General features: G+C 62.9%; 19 protein-coding genes and 1 tRNA gene. 12 read left to right on the top strand and 8 right to left on the bottom strand.

Going from position 1 to position 17012, the window contains the following annotated elements:
* Together B5V02_RS10995 and B5V02_RS11005 are read right to left on the bottom strand one after the other, a co-directional pair.
* The coding region (locus B5V02_RS10995) for a LysR family transcriptional regulator (RefSeq protein WP_146606054.1) at positions 1-352 on the bottom strand (352 nt) is incomplete at its 3' end.
* A gap of 455 nt (positions 353-807) precedes the next feature.
* A tRNA-Leu gene (locus B5V02_RS11005) sits at positions 808-892 on the bottom strand.
* 448 nt (positions 893-1340) lie between these two features.
* On the opposite strand from B5V02_RS11005, the gene B5V02_RS11010 reads away from it, so the two are divergent.
* A complete protein-coding gene (locus tag B5V02_RS11010) occupies positions 1341-1925 on the top strand; it encodes a YqaA family protein (protein ID WP_111544241.1) in 585 nt (194 codons plus the stop codon).
* An 80-nt stretch (positions 1926-2005) separates the two neighbouring features.
* Positions 2006-2524: a disulfide bond formation protein B gene (locus B5V02_RS11015; protein WP_111544242.1), complete on the top strand. Its 519-nt coding sequence runs from the start codon at positions 2006-2008 to the stop codon at positions 2522-2524.
* Positions 2525-2744: 220 nt separating this feature from the next.
* Here the strand turns inward: B5V02_RS11015 and B5V02_RS11020 are convergent, their stop codons facing one another.
* Complete coding sequence (locus tag B5V02_RS11020; RefSeq protein WP_006328497.1) at positions 2745-3302, bottom strand: HNH endonuclease; 558 nt, start codon at positions 3300-3302, stop codon at positions 2745-2747.
* 128 nt (positions 3303-3430) lie between these two features.
* Complete coding sequence (locus tag B5V02_RS11025) at positions 3431-4072, bottom strand: DNA-3-methyladenine glycosylase family protein (protein WP_111544243.1); 642 nt, start codon at positions 4070-4072, stop codon at positions 3431-3433.
* A 73-nt stretch (positions 4073-4145) separates the two neighbouring features.
* On the opposite strand from B5V02_RS11025, the gene gluQRS reads away from it, so the two are divergent.
* Entirely contained in the window at positions 4146-5021 is an 876-nt protein-coding gene (gene gluQRS, locus B5V02_RS11030) for a tRNA glutamyl-Q(34) synthetase GluQRS (protein WP_111544244.1), read from the top strand.
* Between the two features lie 150 nt (positions 5022-5171).
* Positions 5172-6095, top strand: a complete 924-nt coding sequence (locus B5V02_RS11035) for a DMT family transporter (protein ID WP_111544245.1) — start codon at positions 5172-5174, stop codon at positions 6093-6095.
* Here the strand turns inward: B5V02_RS11035 and B5V02_RS11040 are convergent.
* Entirely contained in the window at positions 6058-6909 is an 852-nt protein-coding gene (locus B5V02_RS11040) for a YihY/virulence factor BrkB family protein (protein WP_111544246.1), read from the bottom strand. The two genes, B5V02_RS11035 and B5V02_RS11040, sit on opposite strands and share 38 nt — an antisense overlap.
* 58 nt (positions 6910-6967) lie before the next feature.
* Between B5V02_RS11040 and B5V02_RS11045 the strand changes: the two genes are divergently transcribed.
* The 7 genes from B5V02_RS11045 to B5V02_RS11075 all read left to right on the top strand — a co-directional run bounded on the left by B5V02_RS11045 (position 6968) and on the right by B5V02_RS11075 (position 12365).
* Positions 6968-7834, top strand: coding sequence for an SDR family oxidoreductase (locus tag B5V02_RS11045; protein ID WP_111544247.1), 867 nt, complete (start codon positions 6968-6970; stop codon positions 7832-7834).
* Between the two features lie 23 nt (positions 7835-7857).
* The gene (locus B5V02_RS11050) at positions 7858-8049 is read left to right on the top strand and encodes a twin transmembrane helix small protein (RefSeq protein ID WP_111544248.1); all 192 of its coding nucleotides are present in this window, start codon (positions 7858-7860) and stop codon (positions 8047-8049) included.
* 19 nt (positions 8050-8068) lie between these two features.
* Positions 8069-8650: a cob(I)yrinic acid a,c-diamide adenosyltransferase gene (locus B5V02_RS11055; protein ID WP_111544249.1), complete on the top strand. Its 582-nt coding sequence runs from the start codon at positions 8069-8071 to the stop codon at positions 8648-8650.
* Positions 8651-8682: 32 nt separating this feature from the next.
* Positions 8683-9486, top strand: a complete 804-nt coding sequence (locus B5V02_RS11060) for a rhomboid family intramembrane serine protease (RefSeq protein WP_111544250.1) — start codon at positions 8683-8685, stop codon at positions 9484-9486.
* A 180-nt stretch (positions 9487-9666) separates the two neighbouring features.
* Positions 9667-10416 (top strand): electron transfer flavoprotein subunit beta/FixA family protein, encoded by a 750-nt coding sequence (locus tag B5V02_RS11065; RefSeq protein WP_111544251.1) that lies wholly within the window; start codon positions 9667-9669, stop codon positions 10414-10416.
* Between the two features lie 23 nt (positions 10417-10439).
* The gene (locus B5V02_RS11070; protein ID WP_111544252.1) at positions 10440-11369 is read left to right on the top strand and encodes an electron transfer flavoprotein subunit alpha/FixB family protein; all 930 of its coding nucleotides are present in this window, start codon (positions 10440-10442) and stop codon (positions 11367-11369) included.
* Between the two features lie 117 nt (positions 11370-11486).
* Positions 11487-12365, top strand: a complete 879-nt coding sequence (locus tag B5V02_RS11075; protein ID WP_111544253.1) for a 3-hydroxybutyryl-CoA dehydrogenase — start codon at positions 11487-11489, stop codon at positions 12363-12365.
* A gap of 25 nt (positions 12366-12390) precedes the next feature.
* Here B5V02_RS11075 and B5V02_RS11080 read toward each other — a convergent pair whose 3' ends face one another.
* From B5V02_RS11080 to B5V02_RS11090, 3 genes are all read right to left on the bottom strand, one after another.
* Complete coding sequence (locus B5V02_RS11080; protein WP_245445856.1) at positions 12391-14307, bottom strand: PAS domain S-box protein; 1917 nt, start codon at positions 14305-14307, stop codon at positions 12391-12393.
* 224 nt (positions 14308-14531) lie between these two features.
* Positions 14532-15170 (bottom strand): NrsF family protein, encoded by a 639-nt coding sequence (locus B5V02_RS11085; protein WP_111544255.1) that lies wholly within the window; start codon positions 15168-15170, stop codon positions 14532-14534.
* Between the two features lies 1 nt (position 15171).
* Positions 15172-15723 carry a sigma-70 family RNA polymerase sigma factor gene (locus tag B5V02_RS11090; protein WP_111544256.1) on the bottom strand — a complete coding sequence of 184 codons (552 nt, stop codon included), beginning with the start codon at positions 15721-15723 and terminating at the stop codon, positions 15172-15174.
* A 205-nt stretch (positions 15724-15928) separates the two neighbouring features.
* On the opposite strand from B5V02_RS11090, the gene B5V02_RS11095 reads away from it, so the two are divergent.
* On the top strand, positions 15929-16936 hold the full coding sequence (locus tag B5V02_RS11095) for an iron ABC transporter substrate-binding protein (protein WP_111544257.1): 1008 nt from the start codon (positions 15929-15931) through the stop codon (positions 16934-16936).
* Positions 16937-17012: the final 76 nt, after the last annotated feature.

Consider the following 17012-nt stretch of genomic DNA (forward strand, 5'->3'; position numbering starts at 1 on the left):
AGATCGGCAATGCCGGGCGCAGAAGTAAAGTCGACGCATCGCGCAGTACATTCAACCGCACACTACCGGCGGTCCCTTCGTGGTGCCCGTGCAGTTCTTCCAAGCCGGAATTGATAAGATCGAGGCCCGCACTCACTTTTTCGGCAAGCGCGCTTCCTGCCACTGTTGGAGCAACACTTCGGCTTGTACGGTTTAGCAACCTTACACCAAGTCGCTCTTCAAGCGCTTTCACCCGGTGGCTGAGTGCTGATGCGGTTACGCCTAGATTGTCCGCAGCCTTTCTAAAACTGCGATGCTGTACGATGAGCAGGAATATCGAAAGGTCGTACACTTCAGCGCGACTGAGTGACATAAAAACTCCCAATATAGGTCGCCACGGTGCAGAGATAAAAACTCACAGATATGGCATTAAGCAGTCGAGATCGAAATCCTCACGATTGCTCCACAATGTTTTGTGACGCACAGCTCGTCCGCCATCGATTTTGCCTTCCACAAAGGCAGGCAATCGCTGTCGTCGGATCGGCGGACTAGGCATTCGATGTGGCCGGAGCAGCCCTTGAAGGCCGGGGTGATGCGTAGCAGCATCGCCGGCGTGCCGATCGCATTCGCGGCTACGCCAACCTGCGACATGACTCGAAGGAATGTCCGTTCTTTCAAAACCGGCTGAAAAACCGGCTGAATTCTCAAAAATTAAGCCGGTGCCGCGGCCGGTTGATCGCGAAAAATGTTAGCGATTTCAATCGTTTGGAATGGCGCGCCCGAAGAGATTCGAACTCCTGCCCCCCAGATTCATAGTCTAAAGGTGAGTGGTGCGGGTGGCCGGGGTCGAACCGGCACTCCTCTCGGAACTGGATTTTGAATCCAGCGCGTCTACCAGTTTCACCACACCCGCAAAGCATCAAGTCATTGACCTCTCAACGCTCTCATGCTGCACCTAGGTCGAAGGTGACAGATTGAGAATTGAACGGCCCTTAGCTCCTAACCTATTGAACTCCACTCCTATTGCCCTGAGTACTGAAGGTAGACGCAACCTGATTTTGAGTCGAGCGCGTCTACCAATTCCGCCATAGGGGCTCAGGCCGGGAGGCCTGGATGGGCGCGGACTATACGGTTGGAGGCCTGTTCGTCAACTGGCCAATTGTCGACGGCCCGGATGCGACCATACTGCGCCTTTCGATTTCGTGACGGGACTGCCATTGTGCAGCGCGGAAAATCTTTCTAGACAGGCGGCGCATCAAAGTGCTGCGCGTCTGACGGGATAGATGGCGCGCTTTGGGTCTTTGTTTCTGCATGCCCCCCAACCGCTGCGCACTTTTGGACGACACGCATTAGGAGTGCCGATGCTTCGCGGACTTTACGACTGGACCTTGTCGCTGGCGGCAAGGAAATCCGCGGAATGGTGGCTTGCCATCATCGCCTTCATTGAAAGCTCGTTCTTCTTCGTGCCGGCCGATGTGCTCTATCTGCCGATGGCGTTGGCACGCCCCGACCGCGCCTACCGCTATGCGCTGACCGCCACGGCCGCCTCGGTGCTGGGCGGCATCGCCGGCTGGATGATCGGCTATTTCGCCTACGACGCCATCGCCCGTCCGATCCTGGAGCATTTCGGCGGCCTGTCGACCTTCGAGCGCTGGCAGAATTCTGGCACCGGCCTGATGCTGGTGCTGCTCGTTACCTCCGGTCTCGCGCACCTGCCGCCGATCAAGGTCGTCACCATCCTTGCCGGCGCCCTGCACGTCAATTTGCTGATCTTCATCATCTCGGCCATCGTGGCGCGCGGCGCCCGCTTCCTGCTGCTGGCATGGCTGCTGCGCCGCTATGGCGAGTCGATCCGCGTGTTCATCGAAAAGCGCCTCGGACTGATCGCGGGCGCCGGAGCGGCTGCCCTGATTTTGCTCTATATCCTCGTCAAATACGCGTTCTAGTCCATGTCGCCCAAAAGTGCCCAGCGGTGTTGGGACGACATGGATAAAGGGCCGGCGGCGAACTCAACGGACGAAAACCCATGACAGCGACCATGAATGTCGACACCGGACGCCAGCGGACGCGCACGGCCTTGTTTCTCGCCATCGCCATGGCCGCCACCGTCGGCTCGGCGCTCGGCTTCCAGTATCTCGGCGGCTACATCCCCTGCCATCTCTGCCTTGAACAGCGCACGCCCTACTACATCGGCGTGCCGCTGATGCTGCTGGCGGTGCTTGCATCCATGCTGCACGCGCCGGCATGGCTGACGCGCGGCCTGCTGGCCGTCGGCGGCCTGCTGATGCTCTACGGCCTCTATCTCGGCGTCTATCACTCAGGCGTCGAATGGCAGTGGTGGGCCGGCCCGACCGATTGCACCGCGGGCGCCGGACCGGTGGACACCGGCGGCAAGGGCGTGCTCGACGCGCTCGACAAATTCGTGCCGCCCTCCTGCGACAAGGCGGCGCTGCGCATCCTCGGCCTGTCGCTGGCCGGCTGGAACGCCATCGCCAGCCTTGTCCTGGCCGCCGTCGCCTTCCGCGGCGCTCTCACCCGCGACTGAGCCAGTTCGACTGAACCAGCGCGACGCGGAGTTCGCGCAAAAATTCGGCAGGCTGAGTCGGATGGCGCAGCTTTCGAGAACCGGAGCGGACCGTACATCCAGCATGTCCCGGAAAAGTGGTTCCGGTTTTCCGACCAGGACATGCGGAAAGGAAGTACGTGAGCACCGGAAGCGCAGAAAGCTGCGTCAGGCGGCCAGCATGGCGGATTTGTGCCGAACTCTAAGGCTCCAGTTCGACATCCCAGTACAGATAATCCATCCAGCTTTCATGCAGATGGTTGGGCGGGAACAGGCGGCCGTTGTTGTGCAGATCATGCACCGTCGGCTGGAACGGCTTCTGCAGCGGCCACATCTTCGCATGCGCCGGCATCATGCCGCCCTTCCTGAGATTGCAGGGCGAACAGGCGGCAACGACATTCTCCCACGTCGTCGCGCCACCGCGATGGCGGGGGATGACGTGATCGAAGGTCAGATCCTCCGGCGTGCCGCAATACTGGCACTGGAAGCGGTCGCGCAGGAAGACGTTGAAGCGGGTGAAGGCCGGATGCCTGGACGGCTTCACATAGGCCTTCAGGCTGACGACGCTCGGTAGCTTCATCGAGAAGGTCGGCGAGGAGACGGCGTGCTCGTATTCGGCGACGATGTTCACCCGGTCGAGGAACACCGCCTTGATGGCATCCTGCCAGGACCAGAGCGACAAGGGGTAATAGCTGAGCGGACGGTAATCCGCATTCAGCACCAGCGCTGGAAGCCCATCCGGAGATACGGCAACCGTCACCTCGTTTACCTCCTAGTTCTCGAACCGATCGGCGCGGATACTGTAAGCCCGACATGACAGGGATGTGAAGCGGATTGTCGCGTCGCTGAAACGCCAAAAAAGCATGATTTTTATGCTTTTTTGCGAATTCAGGCGGGTGGCACGGCATCCCGCCCTCTGGTTTCGCGATAATAGGACCAGAAAAGCCGCGATGCGACACCTCGCCACGGGCTCCATGATTCGGCCAATGCGATCAGTGTTTTCTCCGGCGGACGCGGCTCGATACCGAGCGCATGACCGACCGCGCTCTGCAAGGCGACGTCGCGCGCCGGAAAAATGTCGGGGTGGCCGGCGGCAAACAGAAGATACACTTCCGCCGTCCATGGGCCGATGCCAGACACCGCCGTCATCGCCGCGATCGCCTCCTGGGCATCGAGCGAACAAAGGTGATGAAGGTCGAGGCCGTCGGCCACCGCCTGGGCAATGGCAATGAGCCCACGCTGCTTCGGCCGCGACAGGCCGGCCTCGCGAAACATGTCTTCGCCGGCGGTGAGGATCGCCTGCGGCGTCAGCGGATCGACCAATTTCGTCAGCCGGCCGAAGATCGCATCGGCGCTGGCGCGGGACACCTGCTGCGAGACGATGATCGAGGCAAGGCTTCGAAACCCAGGCTCGGAAAGCCGCAACGGCACCTCGCCAGCCATGCCGCGCACCTTTTCCAGGCGCGGGTCGATCACGCAAAGCGCATCGAGCCCCCGGGCAAGGTCGTCTGATGTGGCGATGCGTTGCATGCTTTCTTGTTCCTTGACCCTCGACAAGGTAGCAATTGGCGAAGCGCCGCAAAACAGGATTGCCGCCGGAGAGATGACACTCCTGACATTCCGCTTCGCCCCCAGCCCCAACGGCGACCTGCATCTCGGCCACGCCTATTCGGCGCTGCTCAATCAGAACTTGGCGCGTGCCGCCGGCGGCCGCCTGCTGCTGCGAATCGAGGATATCGACACGACGCGCTGCACGCCGCAATTCGAGGTGGGCGTGCTTGCCGATCTGAAATGGCTGGGGCTTGGCTGGGAAGAGCCCGTGCGGCGCCAGTCCGAGCATTTCGCCGAGTACCGAGCGATGCTCGAGCGGCTGATCGAGGAAGAGCTCGTCTATCCCGCCTTCATGAGCCGTGGCGAAATCCGGGCCTTCATCACCGACAGCGAGGAGCGCGGGCGCGACTGGCCGCACGACCCCGACGGCGTGCCACTCTACCCCGCCGCCGACAAGGCGCTGCCGGTGAAGGAACGCAAGCGACGGATCGCCGAGAATGCGCCTTTCGCCTGGCGACTGGATGTCGGCGCCGCCACGGCGCGGGTCGGCAAGAACCTCGCATGGGCCGAATTCGCCGATGAGACGCTCGTCGCGTCTCGCTCCGTCGAAGCCCGGCCGCAGGACTGGGGCGACGTGATCGTGGCGCGCCGCGATATCCCGACCAGCTACCACGTCGCCGTCGTCATGGACGATGCGCTGCAAGGCGTCAGCCATGTCGTGCGCGGCCAGGATCTGTTTTCCGCCACCGGCGTCCAGCGCCTGCTGCAGGAACTCCTCGGATTGCCGCAACCGGCCTATTTCCACCATCGTCTCATCCTCGGGCCGGATGGACGAAAGCTGTCGAAGAGCCTCGGCGACACCGGCCTTGCCGCCTTGCGCGATGCCGGCGCATCAGCGGACGACGTCAGGCGGATGGTCGGGCTTTGATCCCGGTGAGGCCAGGAAACCGCCTGCCGAATTCGCCGGCCGTTGAATTCCAGTGATGCATGGATCAATCGTTTCATTTTGCGCGCCGGCTTGAACCGCATTAGAGCAGCGCCACGATCAATTTCTCCCCAGCGTGGCGGTCTCCGGAACATGCACAGCATCAAGCGGTTCATCCCCGCCACCTTCGTTGTCCTGTGGGCGACCGGATTCATCGGCGCGCGCTACGCCATGCCATGGGCCGAGCCGTTCACCTTCCTTGCCGCGCGTTTTGTCCTGGCTGCGATCCTGCTCGGCGTCCTGATGCTCGTGCTGGGTTCGAAAAGAGCCACCCGCACTGAAGCGCTGCACGCCACCGGCGCCGGCATCCTGATGCACGGCGTCTATCTCGGCGCCGTCTTCTGGGCCATCCACCGAGGCATGCCGGCCGGATTTTCGGCCCTCATCGTCGGCCTGCAGCCGCTGATCACGGCCGTGCTTGCCGGCAAGTTTCTCGGCGAGGCGATCCTGCCGCGTCACTGGGCCGGCCTTGGTATCGGTCTCATCGGCATCGTCATCGTGCTGTGGCCCAAGCTGGGCGCACTCGGCGGCGGCGTGACGGCAGCGACGCTGACCGCCTCGCTGGTGTCGGTGCTCGGCATGAGCGCCGGCACCATCTGGCAAAAGCGCTTCGCCTCCGGCGGCGACCTCGTCGCGGCGACCATGTGGCAATATGTCGGCGGCGCCTCGCTGATGATCCTCGCCGCGCTCGCCTTCGAGACCCGCACGGTCGTCATCAACGGCGAATTGATCTTCGCCATGGCCTGGCTGGTGCTGGTGCTGTCGCTCGGCGCCATCTTCCTGCTGATGGTGATGATCCGCGACGGCGAGATGTCGAAAGTGGCCTCGCTGTTCTACCTGGTGCCGGCGGTGACGGCCGTCATCGCCTGGGCCTTGTTCGACGAGCAGCTCAATGCGCTGCAGATTGCCGGCATGGCAATCACGACATTCGGCGTTGGCCTGGCAACGGCTCGGTCGACCAAATCTCAGCCGACCAATCTCAACCGACCCGTGCGCGTGCCTCCAGATAACGGCTGATCGCGGCATTGAGCTCGCCGCCGAGGATGAAGATCGCCGAGACCATGTAGAGGAAGACCACCGCGATCATGATCGACGCCAAGCCAGCATAGGTCGTCACATAAGACGAGAAGTGATCGAGATAGGTGGCGAAGACGGTCGAACCGATAAGCCATGCCGCCAGCGTGAAGATGATGCCCGGCACCAGCGAGACGAAGCGGCGCTTGCCCGCCGGCAGCCAGAAATGCACGGCAAACAATCCGCCGACAATGACCACCGAGGCGATGACATAACGCCATAGCGTGATCGTGCCCATATAGGGCTTGATCCCTTCGATATGGGCTTCGGCCAGCCGCGCCAGCAGCGGCGCGAACACCAGGAGCACGCTGATCGCCAGGAAACCGGCCGTCGCGATCAGCACGAAGATGATGCTCTGCACCCGGCGGTAGACGATGCCGCGCGTTTCCGAGACGCGATAGGCGCGGTTGAGCGAAGTGCGCAGCGCCTCGATGCCATTCGAGGCAAAGTAGGCGGCAAGCAGCACGCCGTAGGTCAACAGGTCGGTACGCCTGACGGTCAGCACATTGAGCACTTCGCGCGCGATAGGCTTGGCGATCTGTTCGGGCCAGGTGTCGAAGACCAGATGCACAGCCGTGTCGGCAAAGGCCTGGGCGCCGAGGAAGCTCGCCAGCGTCGTGGCGAAGATCAGGAATGGAAACAGCGCCATCAACGACGTGATCGCCAGATGGCTGGCCATCGCCCAACCGTCATCGGTGTTGAAATGGCCAAGTGCGTCGTAGAGCACGCGGCGCAGGGCGACAATATTCCGCAGCAAGAACCCGCGCTCCCTTCGATTGTCTCGACGCCGCGAATATGGGAAGTGAATGCGGCAAATGGCAACCCTTCGTCAAACCATGAATTCTCCAGCGGAAGAGTTGCGCTCGATCATTGTCACCGGCGCATCTTCGGGAATAGGCGCCTATTGCGCGCGAGCGTTGAAGGCCGAAGGCTGGCGGGTGTTCGCGACGGCGCGAAAACCCGACGACATCGCCGCACTCGAGGCTGACGGCATCGAGGCTTTCTACCTCGACTATAGCGAACCAGATTCCATCGCCGCCCTGGTGGCAGCCGTGCTCGATCGCTCCGGCGGCCGGCTCGACGCCCTGTTCAACAATGGCGCTTACGCTCAACCCGGCGCCGTCGAGGATCTGCCGGTGGCGGCGCTCAGGGAGCAGTTCGAGGCGAATTTCTTTGGCTGGCATGACCTGACCCACCGTCTGGTGCCGGTAATGCGCCGCCAGGGCCATGGCCGCATCGTCCATTGCTCATCGATCCTCGGTCTCGCGCCGGTGCGCTTTCGCGGCGCCTATTCGGCCTCGAAACACGCGCTGGAGGGTCTGATGCTGTGCCTGCATCAGGAACTTAGGGGCAGCGGCATCCATGTCTCGCTGATCGAGCCCGGGCCGGTAACGTCGAAAATCGCCAGCAATGCGCTTCCCTGGTTCCTGAAGAACATCGATCACGAGAACTCAGTCCACCGCCTCGACTATGAGGCGCAACTGGAAAGGCTGCGGGCCGGCGGCAGCCAATCGAAGCTGAAACCTGGCCCGGAAGTGGTTCATGCGGCGCTTCGCCATGCACTTCTGTCGCGGCGCCCGCGCCCGCACTATGTGGTAACAGTGCCGGCTAAGATCGGCGCGGTGCTCAAACGCATCCTGCCCGCATCGATGCTCTACCGCTTCCTTGCCAAACGCGCCTGAACCAACCGAACTGGGAATACACTATGGCAACCGTCTTCAACATCCTCGCCGTTCTGGTCATGGTCGCCGTGGTGATCGTGCTCGTTCGCGGTCTCATCAACATGATGCGTGGCGGTTCCGGCGTCACCTCGAACAAGCTGATGCAGGCGCGTGTTCTGCTGCAGGCCGTGGCGCTGGTGCTGATCCTGCTGGCGGTGTATTTCACCCGCAAGTGAGGGCCGTTCGGGAGGCGACGTGGTCAAGCTCAACAAGATCTACACCCGCACCGGCGATGATGGCACCACGGGTCTCGGCACCGGCGAACGGCGGCTGAAGTCCGATCTGCGGGTGGACGCCTATGGCACGGTCGACGAAGCCAATGCCTGCATCGGCATGGCCCGGGTCCACACCGCGACAACCCACCCGGCGATCGACGCCATGCTTTCCCGCATCCAGAACGATCTCTTCGACCTCGGCGCCGACCTCGCCGTACCCGATGACGGCAAGCCGCTCGGCTATGAGCCGCTACGCATCATCGCCACGCAGACCGACCGGATCGAAAAGGATATCGACCTGCTCAACAAGGACCTTCAGCCGCTCAGATCCTTCGTGCTGAACGGCGGCACGCCGGCGGCCGCCGCCCTGCATCTCGCCCGCACCGTGGCGCGGCGGGCCGAGCGGCTGATGGTGGCCCTGGCCCAGGACCCGAGCGAGCCCGTCAACCGCGACGGGCTGAAATACATCAACCGCGTCTCGGATTTCCTGTTTGTCGCCGCCCGGGCGGTCAATGACAATGGAAATGCCGACGTGCTATGGGTTCCCGGCAAGAACCGCTGAACTGTCCGAAAGCGCGAGGGGGCCAGGGACCGATGTTCATCCCGCTTTACGATACCAACAGGCTGCGGCACATCCGCCTGCAATATGTGACGATCGGGCTGATCGTGGTCAACGCCCTGGTCTATTGCGCCACCGCGCTCGGCGGCGAGAACTTCACCAATGCCGCCGTTCTTGGCCTGGGCTTCATCCCAGCCGTCGTCCATGACACCGCCGAGCTCGATCCTCGCTTTGTCGTCGTCCCCGAAAGCCTGAGCTACCTCACCTATTCCTTCCTGCACGCCGACATTTTCCACCTCGGCGGCAACATGCTGTTCCTGTGGGTGTTCGGCGACAATGTCGAGGACGCCCTCGGCCACGTCCGCTACCTCATCTTCTACCTCTTGTGCGCGGTCGCCGGAGCCGCCTTCCAGGGCCTCGTCGCCTGGGATTCGCAGGTGCCGCTGATCGGCGCGTCCGGTGCCATCGCCGGCGTGGTCGTCGCCTATCTGATCCTCTATCCCAGGGTAAAAGTTTGGGTGCTCGCCTTTGCCCGCATCCCGCTGCGCATTCCGGCCTTCATCCCGCTTGTCCTGTGGGTGCTGTTCCAGGTGGTGATGTTTGCTGCCGGCGGCGAGGACCAGATCTCCTGGGCCTGCCACATCGGCGGCATCATTGCCGGCGCCGTGCTGGTGCTTGTCTTGCGCAGCCGCGGCGTGCCGCTGTTTGCCGGCGCTGACGACGATGCTGCCGTTGCCGCTCCTCCTGAACAGCCGCCCGTTGCCGCCGACATGGTTACGCCCGACCCATCGGCCAACACGCCGCGCTGGGGGCGAGGAACCGCTTCCAGTTCGGACTGAACCGATTTGAGCGGCTTGCGGCGTATTGACGTGCAGGGTCGTCGCAACTACGGAAACGTCTCCGTCGCAGCCCAAGGCGGTCAAAGACCAGAATTTCCATCCGGAATGTCGGCTTTCGACAACTCAGAAAGGGCGCAGGCTGTTATAGCGCGCCTAATTATCTTGAAGAGGTGACAGGCAATGAAGATCCTTGTGCCCGTAAAGCGGGTTGTGGATGCGAACGTCAAGGTTCGCGTGAAGGCTGACGGTTCGGCGGTGGAACTCGCCAACGTCAAGATGGCGATGAACCCGTTCGACGAGATCGCGGTGGAAGAGGCGATCCGGCTGAAGGAGGCCGGCAAGGCCGAAGAGATCATCGTCGTTTCGATCGGCCCGCAGCAGGCGCAGGAGACCTTGCGCACCGCTCTCGCCATGGGCGCCGACCGCGCCATCCTGGTCAAGACCGACGAACAGACCGAGCCGCTGGGCGTCGCCAAGGTGCTGAAGGGCGTCGTCGACGCCGAACAGCCCGGCCTCGTCATTCTCGGCAAGCAGGCGATCGACGACGACAGCAACCAGACCGGCCAGATGCTGGCGGCACTTCTGGGCTGGGCGCAGGGCACCTTCGCCTCCAAGGTTGTGATCGACGGCGACAAGGCCAAGGTGACGCGCGAGGTCGACGGCGGCCTGCAGACGGTGGAACTGAAGATGCCGGCGATCGTCACCGCCGACCTTCGCCTCAACCAGCCGCGCTATGCCTCGCTGCCCAACATCATGAAGGCCAAGAAGAAGCCGCTCGACGAAAAGAGCCCGGCCGATTACGGCGCCGACGTCAAGCCGCGGCTGAAAGTGATCAAGACCGAGGAGCCGAGCGGCCGCAAGGCGGGCGTCAAGGTCAAGAGCGTCGCCGAACTGGTCGACAAGCTCAAGAACGAAGCCGGCGTTTTGTAAGCGATCGGGAAAGGAACAAGAAAATGGCTATTCTTCTGATTGCTGAACACGACAACGCCACCCTTTCCGACCAGACCGCCAAGGCGCTGTCGGCGGCCCTGCAGATCGGTTCGGACGTGCATGTGCTGGTTGCCGGCAAGGGCGCCAAGCCGGCAGCCGATGCTGCCGCCAAGCTCAAGGGCGTGACCAAGGTGTTGCTGGCCGAGGCCGACGAACTCACCGAGCGTCTCGCCGAACCGATGGCCGCGCTGATCGTTTCGCTCGCCGGTTCCTATGACACGATCATCGCGCCGGCGACCTCGTCGGGCAAGAATGTCGCGCCGCGCGTGGCAGCCCTGCTCGATGTCGCTCAGGTGTCCGAGATCATCGAAGTCGTCTCGCCCGATACGTTCAAGCGGCCGATCTATGCCGGCAACGCCATCCAGACGGTGCAGTCGAGCGACGCCAAGAAGGTGATCACTGTGCGCACAGCCTCCTTCCAGGCGGCGCCCGAGGGCGGCTCGGCTTCGGTCGAGACGATCAAGGCGGCGGCCAATCCCGGCCTGTCCACCTTCGTCGAGAACAGGCTCTCCGAGACCGACCGCCCGGAACTGACCTCGGCCAAGATCATCATCTCGGGTGGTCGTGCGCTGGGTTCGGCGGAAAAGTTCCAGGAAGTCATCCTGCCGGTCGCCGACAAGCTTGGTGCCGCCGTCGGTGCTTCGCGTGCCGCGGTCGACGCCGGTTATGCGCCGAACGACTGGCAGGTCGGCCAGACCGGCAAGGTCGTCGCTCCCGATCTCTACATCGCGGTCGGCATATCCGGCGCCATCCAGCACCTTGCCGGCATGAAGGATTCGAAGGTCATCGTCGCCATCAACAAGGACGAGGAGGCACCGATTTTCCAGGTCGCCGACTACGGTCTTGTCGGCGATCTCTTCGTCATTTTGCCGGAGCTGCAGAAGGCGCTTTGACGCCTTCTGCCAAAGCGTATTAAATAGTGAGGGGCGGGGTAGACGAAGTCGCCCCGCCCTTTTAGTTTGCACCGCACAAAAAGCAGGCCGCAAAGGCCTTTTGACGGGATCGGTGTAATGAGCAAGATCGAGACGATCGGCATCATCGGCGCGGGCCAGATGGGCGGCGGCATCGCCCATGTCTCCGCGCTTTCGGGCTACAAGGTGCTGATCTACGATATATCGCCCGACCGCATCGAGAAGGGCATCGCCACTATCAGCGGCAACATGGCCCGCCAGGTGGGGTCCGGCAAGCTCGACGAGAAGGTGCGCAACGAGGCGATGGCACGCATCGCCTCCGCCCCGACGATGGCCGATCTTGCCGGCGCCGATCTGGTGATCGAGGCGGCGACCGAGGACGAGACGGTCAAGCGCAAGATCTACGCCCAGCTCTGTCCGCAGCTCAATCCCGAAGCCATCCTGGCGACCAACACCTCCTCGATCTCGATCACGCGGCTCGCCGCGCAGACCGACCGTCCGGAGCGCTTCATCGGCATCCATTTCATGAACCCGGTGCCGCTGATGAAGCTGGTCGAGCTGGTGCGCGGCATCGCCACCGAGGACCAGACCTTCGAGGCGGCAAAGACCTATGTGAAGCAGCTCGACAAGACGATCACGGTTTCGGAGGATTTTCCGGCCTTCATCGTCAACCGCATCCTGTTGCCGATGATCAACGAGGCGATCTACACGCTCTATGAGGGTGTCGGCTCGGTCGACGCCATCGACACCGCCATGCGGCTCGGCGCCAACCATCCGATGGGGCCGCTCCAGCTTGCCGATTTCATCGGGCTGGATACCTGCCTGTCGATCATGCAGGTGCTGCATGAAGGCCTGTCGGATTCGAAATACCGCCCCTGCCCGCTGCTGGTCAAATATGTCGAGGCCGGCTGGCTCGGCCGCAAGACCGGGCGCGGTTTCTACGACTATCGCGGCGAGCACCCCGTTCCGACGCGCTAATCAGGTCTGGGGTTGATCGACCGGATCAGGATGCCGCCGCAAGCGGCGTCTCGGTCTTGCCGCTTGAACGGTTGTCGTCCGGCGCCACACAAACGCATCCGCGGCCGGCCGCCTTGGCCGCATAGCAAGCGGCGTCGGCCCTGGCGATGATCTCGTCGACTTCGCCGCAATTGGCGCTGATCGCAGCCAGCCCGATGCTGGCGCCGATGACGTGAGGACGGCCATCCCAGGTGAAGTCCAGGCCGCGTATCGCATCGATGATGGATCGCGCCGCGATCTTGGCGCCGGCTGCCGAACCCGATTTCAGAATGACCGCGAATTCGTCGCCGCCCAGGCGCGCGACGATGTCTTCGGGGCCAAGCACGCCGCGAACCGCCTCCGCAACTCGCTTGAGCAAGGCATCCCCGGCTGCGTGGCCGCCGGTGTCGTTGACCAGTTTGAAGTGGTCGAGGTCGATGAACATGAACTGATGGCCGCTGCCTTTGCCCGAGGTGTCGTCCTTGCGCGCCTGATCGACCAGTTCCTCCATGGCGCGGATGAAGCTCGAACGATTGGCGAGGCCGGTCAGTGCGTCATGCGCGGCCGCGTGGGCGAGCTGGCGCTGCAGTGCGCGCGCATCGGTAAAGTCCTGGAAGACGATGACCAGTCCGCAGAATTCGTTCCGCTCGTTGATGATTGGCGACACCACCTGACGGATGCTGCAGCGCGTGTCGTCGCGCCGGACGAGAACGGCGCGGCTGTTCTGGTCGGCGGGCGCCCGGCCACCGATCGCGGGTCGGGTGACGCCGATCCTGTGCCCCGTCTCCTCGTCGACAGCCCAGTAGACATGCCCAAGCATCTTGCCGAGGGCCTCGCCGCCGGCAACCCCGGTGAGCTTTTCGGCGACCGGGTTCATGAAGGTGACGCGGTTTGCGGCATCGGTGCAGATGACCGCATCGCCGATCGACTGCAACGTCACCCTCAGCCGCTCCTTTTCATCGGCCAGCATCGCCGCCGATACGGTGAGGCGTGCTTCGGCCTCCTTGCGGCGGGTGATGTCGGTCAGGCTGCCGATGGCCCTGATCAGCCGCCCCTCCTCGTCACGCTCGATGGCCTTGCCGCGGTCGAGGATCCACATCCAGTGGCCATCCTTGTGACGCATCCTGAATTCGGCTTCGAAGTAGGGCGTATTGCCGTCAAGATGGGCGCGGTCCGCCTCGGCGACGGTCTCGCGATCGTCGGGATGGATCATCGTCAGCCAGTGGTTGGGATCGCTGTCGAGTTCGCCATCCGCATAGCCCAGCATCTTGACCCAGGTCGAGGAATAGGTCGTGCCACCCTTGCGCATGTCGAGATCCCAGACGCCTTGACCGGCGCCGGCCAGCGCGAAATTCCAGCGCGTTTCCGCTTCGGCAATGCGCGCCTCGGCCTGCTTGCGCGCGTCGATGTTCTCGATCTGCGAGACGAGATAGAGCGGATGGCCGCTGTTTTCGTCGCGAATGACGGAACCGGCAAGATGGGCCCAGATCGGGGTGCCGTCCTTCCTGAGGTAGCGCTTCTCGAAGTGGAAGGAATTGACCGTGCCCGCTCTCAGAGCGTCCATCGTTTCCCGGCCGATCTGGACATCGTCGGGATGCGTGATCTGGAAGAAGGTCTGCGCCTCGATCTCCTCGCGGCTGTAGCCGAGCATGGCGGCGAAGGCCGGATTGGCCTCGAGAATGCGCCCGTCGAGGCCGACAACGACGATACCGATCGCCGAGTCCTCCATGGCGCGGCGGAAGCGCTGCTCGCTCTCCGCGATCTGCCGGCGATCCTCACTGACCCGGCGGTTGAACAGGACGGCGAGGAACAATGCACCCACCGCCACCCCCACCGAGATCTGCAGGCAGAGTTTCAGCGCCTCGGTGCCGAGATCCAGGCGCGACAGCAGGATCGAGGCCGTCACGACACAGAGGCCGGCCACGAGCACCGCGAACCCTGCGTGCCCAAGAGATTTTCGGCCGGTCAAGCCTCGCCACATCACGATACGTGCCACCCCCGTGCGCAAACGCATGTTGTCGCGACAACCCTGGCGGATCGATTTTAAGGAATGGTTGCGTCCGGCATGCCGGCGCGGTTGGTAACCGACAAACAATTGTCGGCATGATTAAGGATCGGTGTGCATGGGGTTGTGATTGCGGCGTGACGCTACCAGCGCACGAAAAACCGCCCGCCGAGCGCGCCAAGCAGCGCGAGGACCGCGATCGCTATCGTGTACCAGGTGGCGACGAAAAGCGGCGAATCGTCGAAGCAATGCGCGGCGTAGAACGTCGCCGCAAGCCCGCCGGCAAGCAGGCCCGCAACCGCACCGGCAAGCACCGGCCGCGTCGGCGCGCCGTAGCGCAGCATCCACAGGAAGATGGCAAGCGGACCAATTCCGATCAGCGGAATGAACCCCATGCAGATCATCATGTTTGAGCCGACCATCCTTGTGCCCCAGTCGGCCTGGGGCACGACCAACAGCTCAAGAACCACGGCCACGGCTACCAACAGCGGCGCGGCGATCATCCCAGCCATTGCCCGGCCTGTCGGGGCGCCGGGTGTCGACAGGGCGCGGATCAGGGCAAAGGCGCTGACGGCAAGCACGATGGTGAAGACGAATTTGGAGAGAAAGCGCATCGTGTGCGCGGCCGCCATGAAGTCCGGACGCGGGCCGATCGTCAGCAGGAAAACGATGGCCGCGGTGATGGCAGCCGCACCGGCGGCCATCCACCAGGCCGAGCGCAGCGGCATCGCCTTGCTGCGGGCATCGGCGTCCAGCGCCTTGATGAGATCGTCCGTCCTCATGTCATTCCCGCCCGAATCGCCCCTGCCCGAATCGCTTGGCTATCGCGGCAAGTCCCCGATGCAGCGACACCCGCACCGCCGTCTCGCTGATGCCGAACTTTGCCGCCGTCTCGCCGATTGACCGCCCCTCGACTGATACGGCCGAGACCACGGAACGCTGTGCCGGCGACAGGCCGTCCAATGCCCGGTTGATGTCGCGTTCGCTGACGGTCTCCGGTTCCGGCTCGGCGAAGGTCTCGGCAATGTCGTCGACATCGATCTCGATGCGCCGTCCTCGCCGCCGGAACGCGTCGATCAGCTTGAAGCGGGCGATCGCATAGACCCACGGCAACACCGACGCATCCTGGCGCCAGGTATGTCGTTTCACATGAATGGCCAGCAAGGTTTCCTGCACGACATCCTCGGGATCGACCCCGCCCTGCACGATCTTGCGCCTGACAAAACCGCGAACCAGCGCGGCAATCCGGTGCAGAAAATCGGCGTAGGCCTTTTCATCTCCCGCGATCGCGGCCCGCATCAGCCGGGAAAGCTCGGCCTCATCCTTGCCGGTCACAAGAGTTACTCCCCGATTTTCGCGTCTCGGCGCTGATTTGTTACGTGGCCGGCGAAATAATGTCCAAGCCAAATTACCGGCAAATCACGAAAGTTTGCGTCTCGGCGCTTGATCAAAATCGGTAAGACAATGTTGACTATCCCTGTCATGTATCGATAGGTGCAGCCGTGACAGACGTAAGACCCCCGAGATCGAGGACAATGCCATGAAATATGCTCTTTCCACCCTCGTCGGCGCCACCGCGCTGGCAATCAGCCTGATCGCCGGGCCGGCGATGGCGGCAGATGATGGCATCATTGTCTACAACGCTCAGCACGAAAACCTGACCAAGGCATGGGCCGAAGGCTTCACCAAGGAAACCGGCATCAAGGTCACTGTCCGCAATGGCGGCGACAGCGACTTCTCCAACCAGATCGTCGCCGAAGGTGCTGCCTCGCCGGCCGACGTGTTCCTGACCGAGAACTCGCCAGCCATGGTGCTGGTCGAAAGTGCCGGCCTGTTCGCCCCGGTCGACGCCGACACGCTGGCGCAGGTTCCCAACGACTATCAGCCGGCCAGCGGCAAATGGGTCGGCGTCGCCGCACGCAGCACCGTCTTTGCCTACAATAAGACCAAGCTGACGGCCGATCAGCTGCCCAAGTCGATGCTCGATCTCGCCGACCCGAGCTGGAAGGGCCGTTGGGCCGCCTCGCCGTCGGGCGCCGATTTCCAGGCCATCGTCAGCGCGCTGCTGCAGCTCAGGGGCGAAGCCGCCACGGCGGACTGGCTGAAGGCGATGAAGACGAATTTCACCGCCTACAAGGGCAACAGCACGGTGATGAAGGCGGTCAATGCCGGCGAGATCGAAGGCGGTGTGATCTACCACTATTACTATTTCGGCGATCAGGCCAAGACCGGCGAAAACAGCAAGAATGTCGACCTTTACTATTTCAAGAACCAGGATCCGGGCGCGTTCGTTTCGATCTCCGGCGGCGGCGTGCTGGCCTCGAGCAAACACCCGAAGGAAGCCCAGGCATTCCTCAAGTGGGTGACCGGCAAGGGCGGCCAGGAGATCTTGAAGACTGGCGATTCCTTCGAATACGCGGTCGGCAAGGGTGCCCAGTCCAATCCGAAGCTGGTGCCGTTGGCCGATCTGCAGGCACCCAAGGTCGATGCCACTACACTGAACTCCAAGAAAGTCACCGACCTGATGACCGCAGCCGGCTTGCTTTAGTTGTCATTCCTCCTAAAAGGACACCGACCACGCTCCCGCGGGAATTCGCCTTCCGCGGGAGTGATTTTGTTTTTCG

It is taken from the genome of Mesorhizobium kowhaii, assembly GCF_003253745.1.
In the GTDB taxonomy this organism is placed as follows: Bacteria; Pseudomonadota; Alphaproteobacteria; order Rhizobiales; family Rhizobiaceae; genus Mesorhizobium; species Mesorhizobium kowhaii.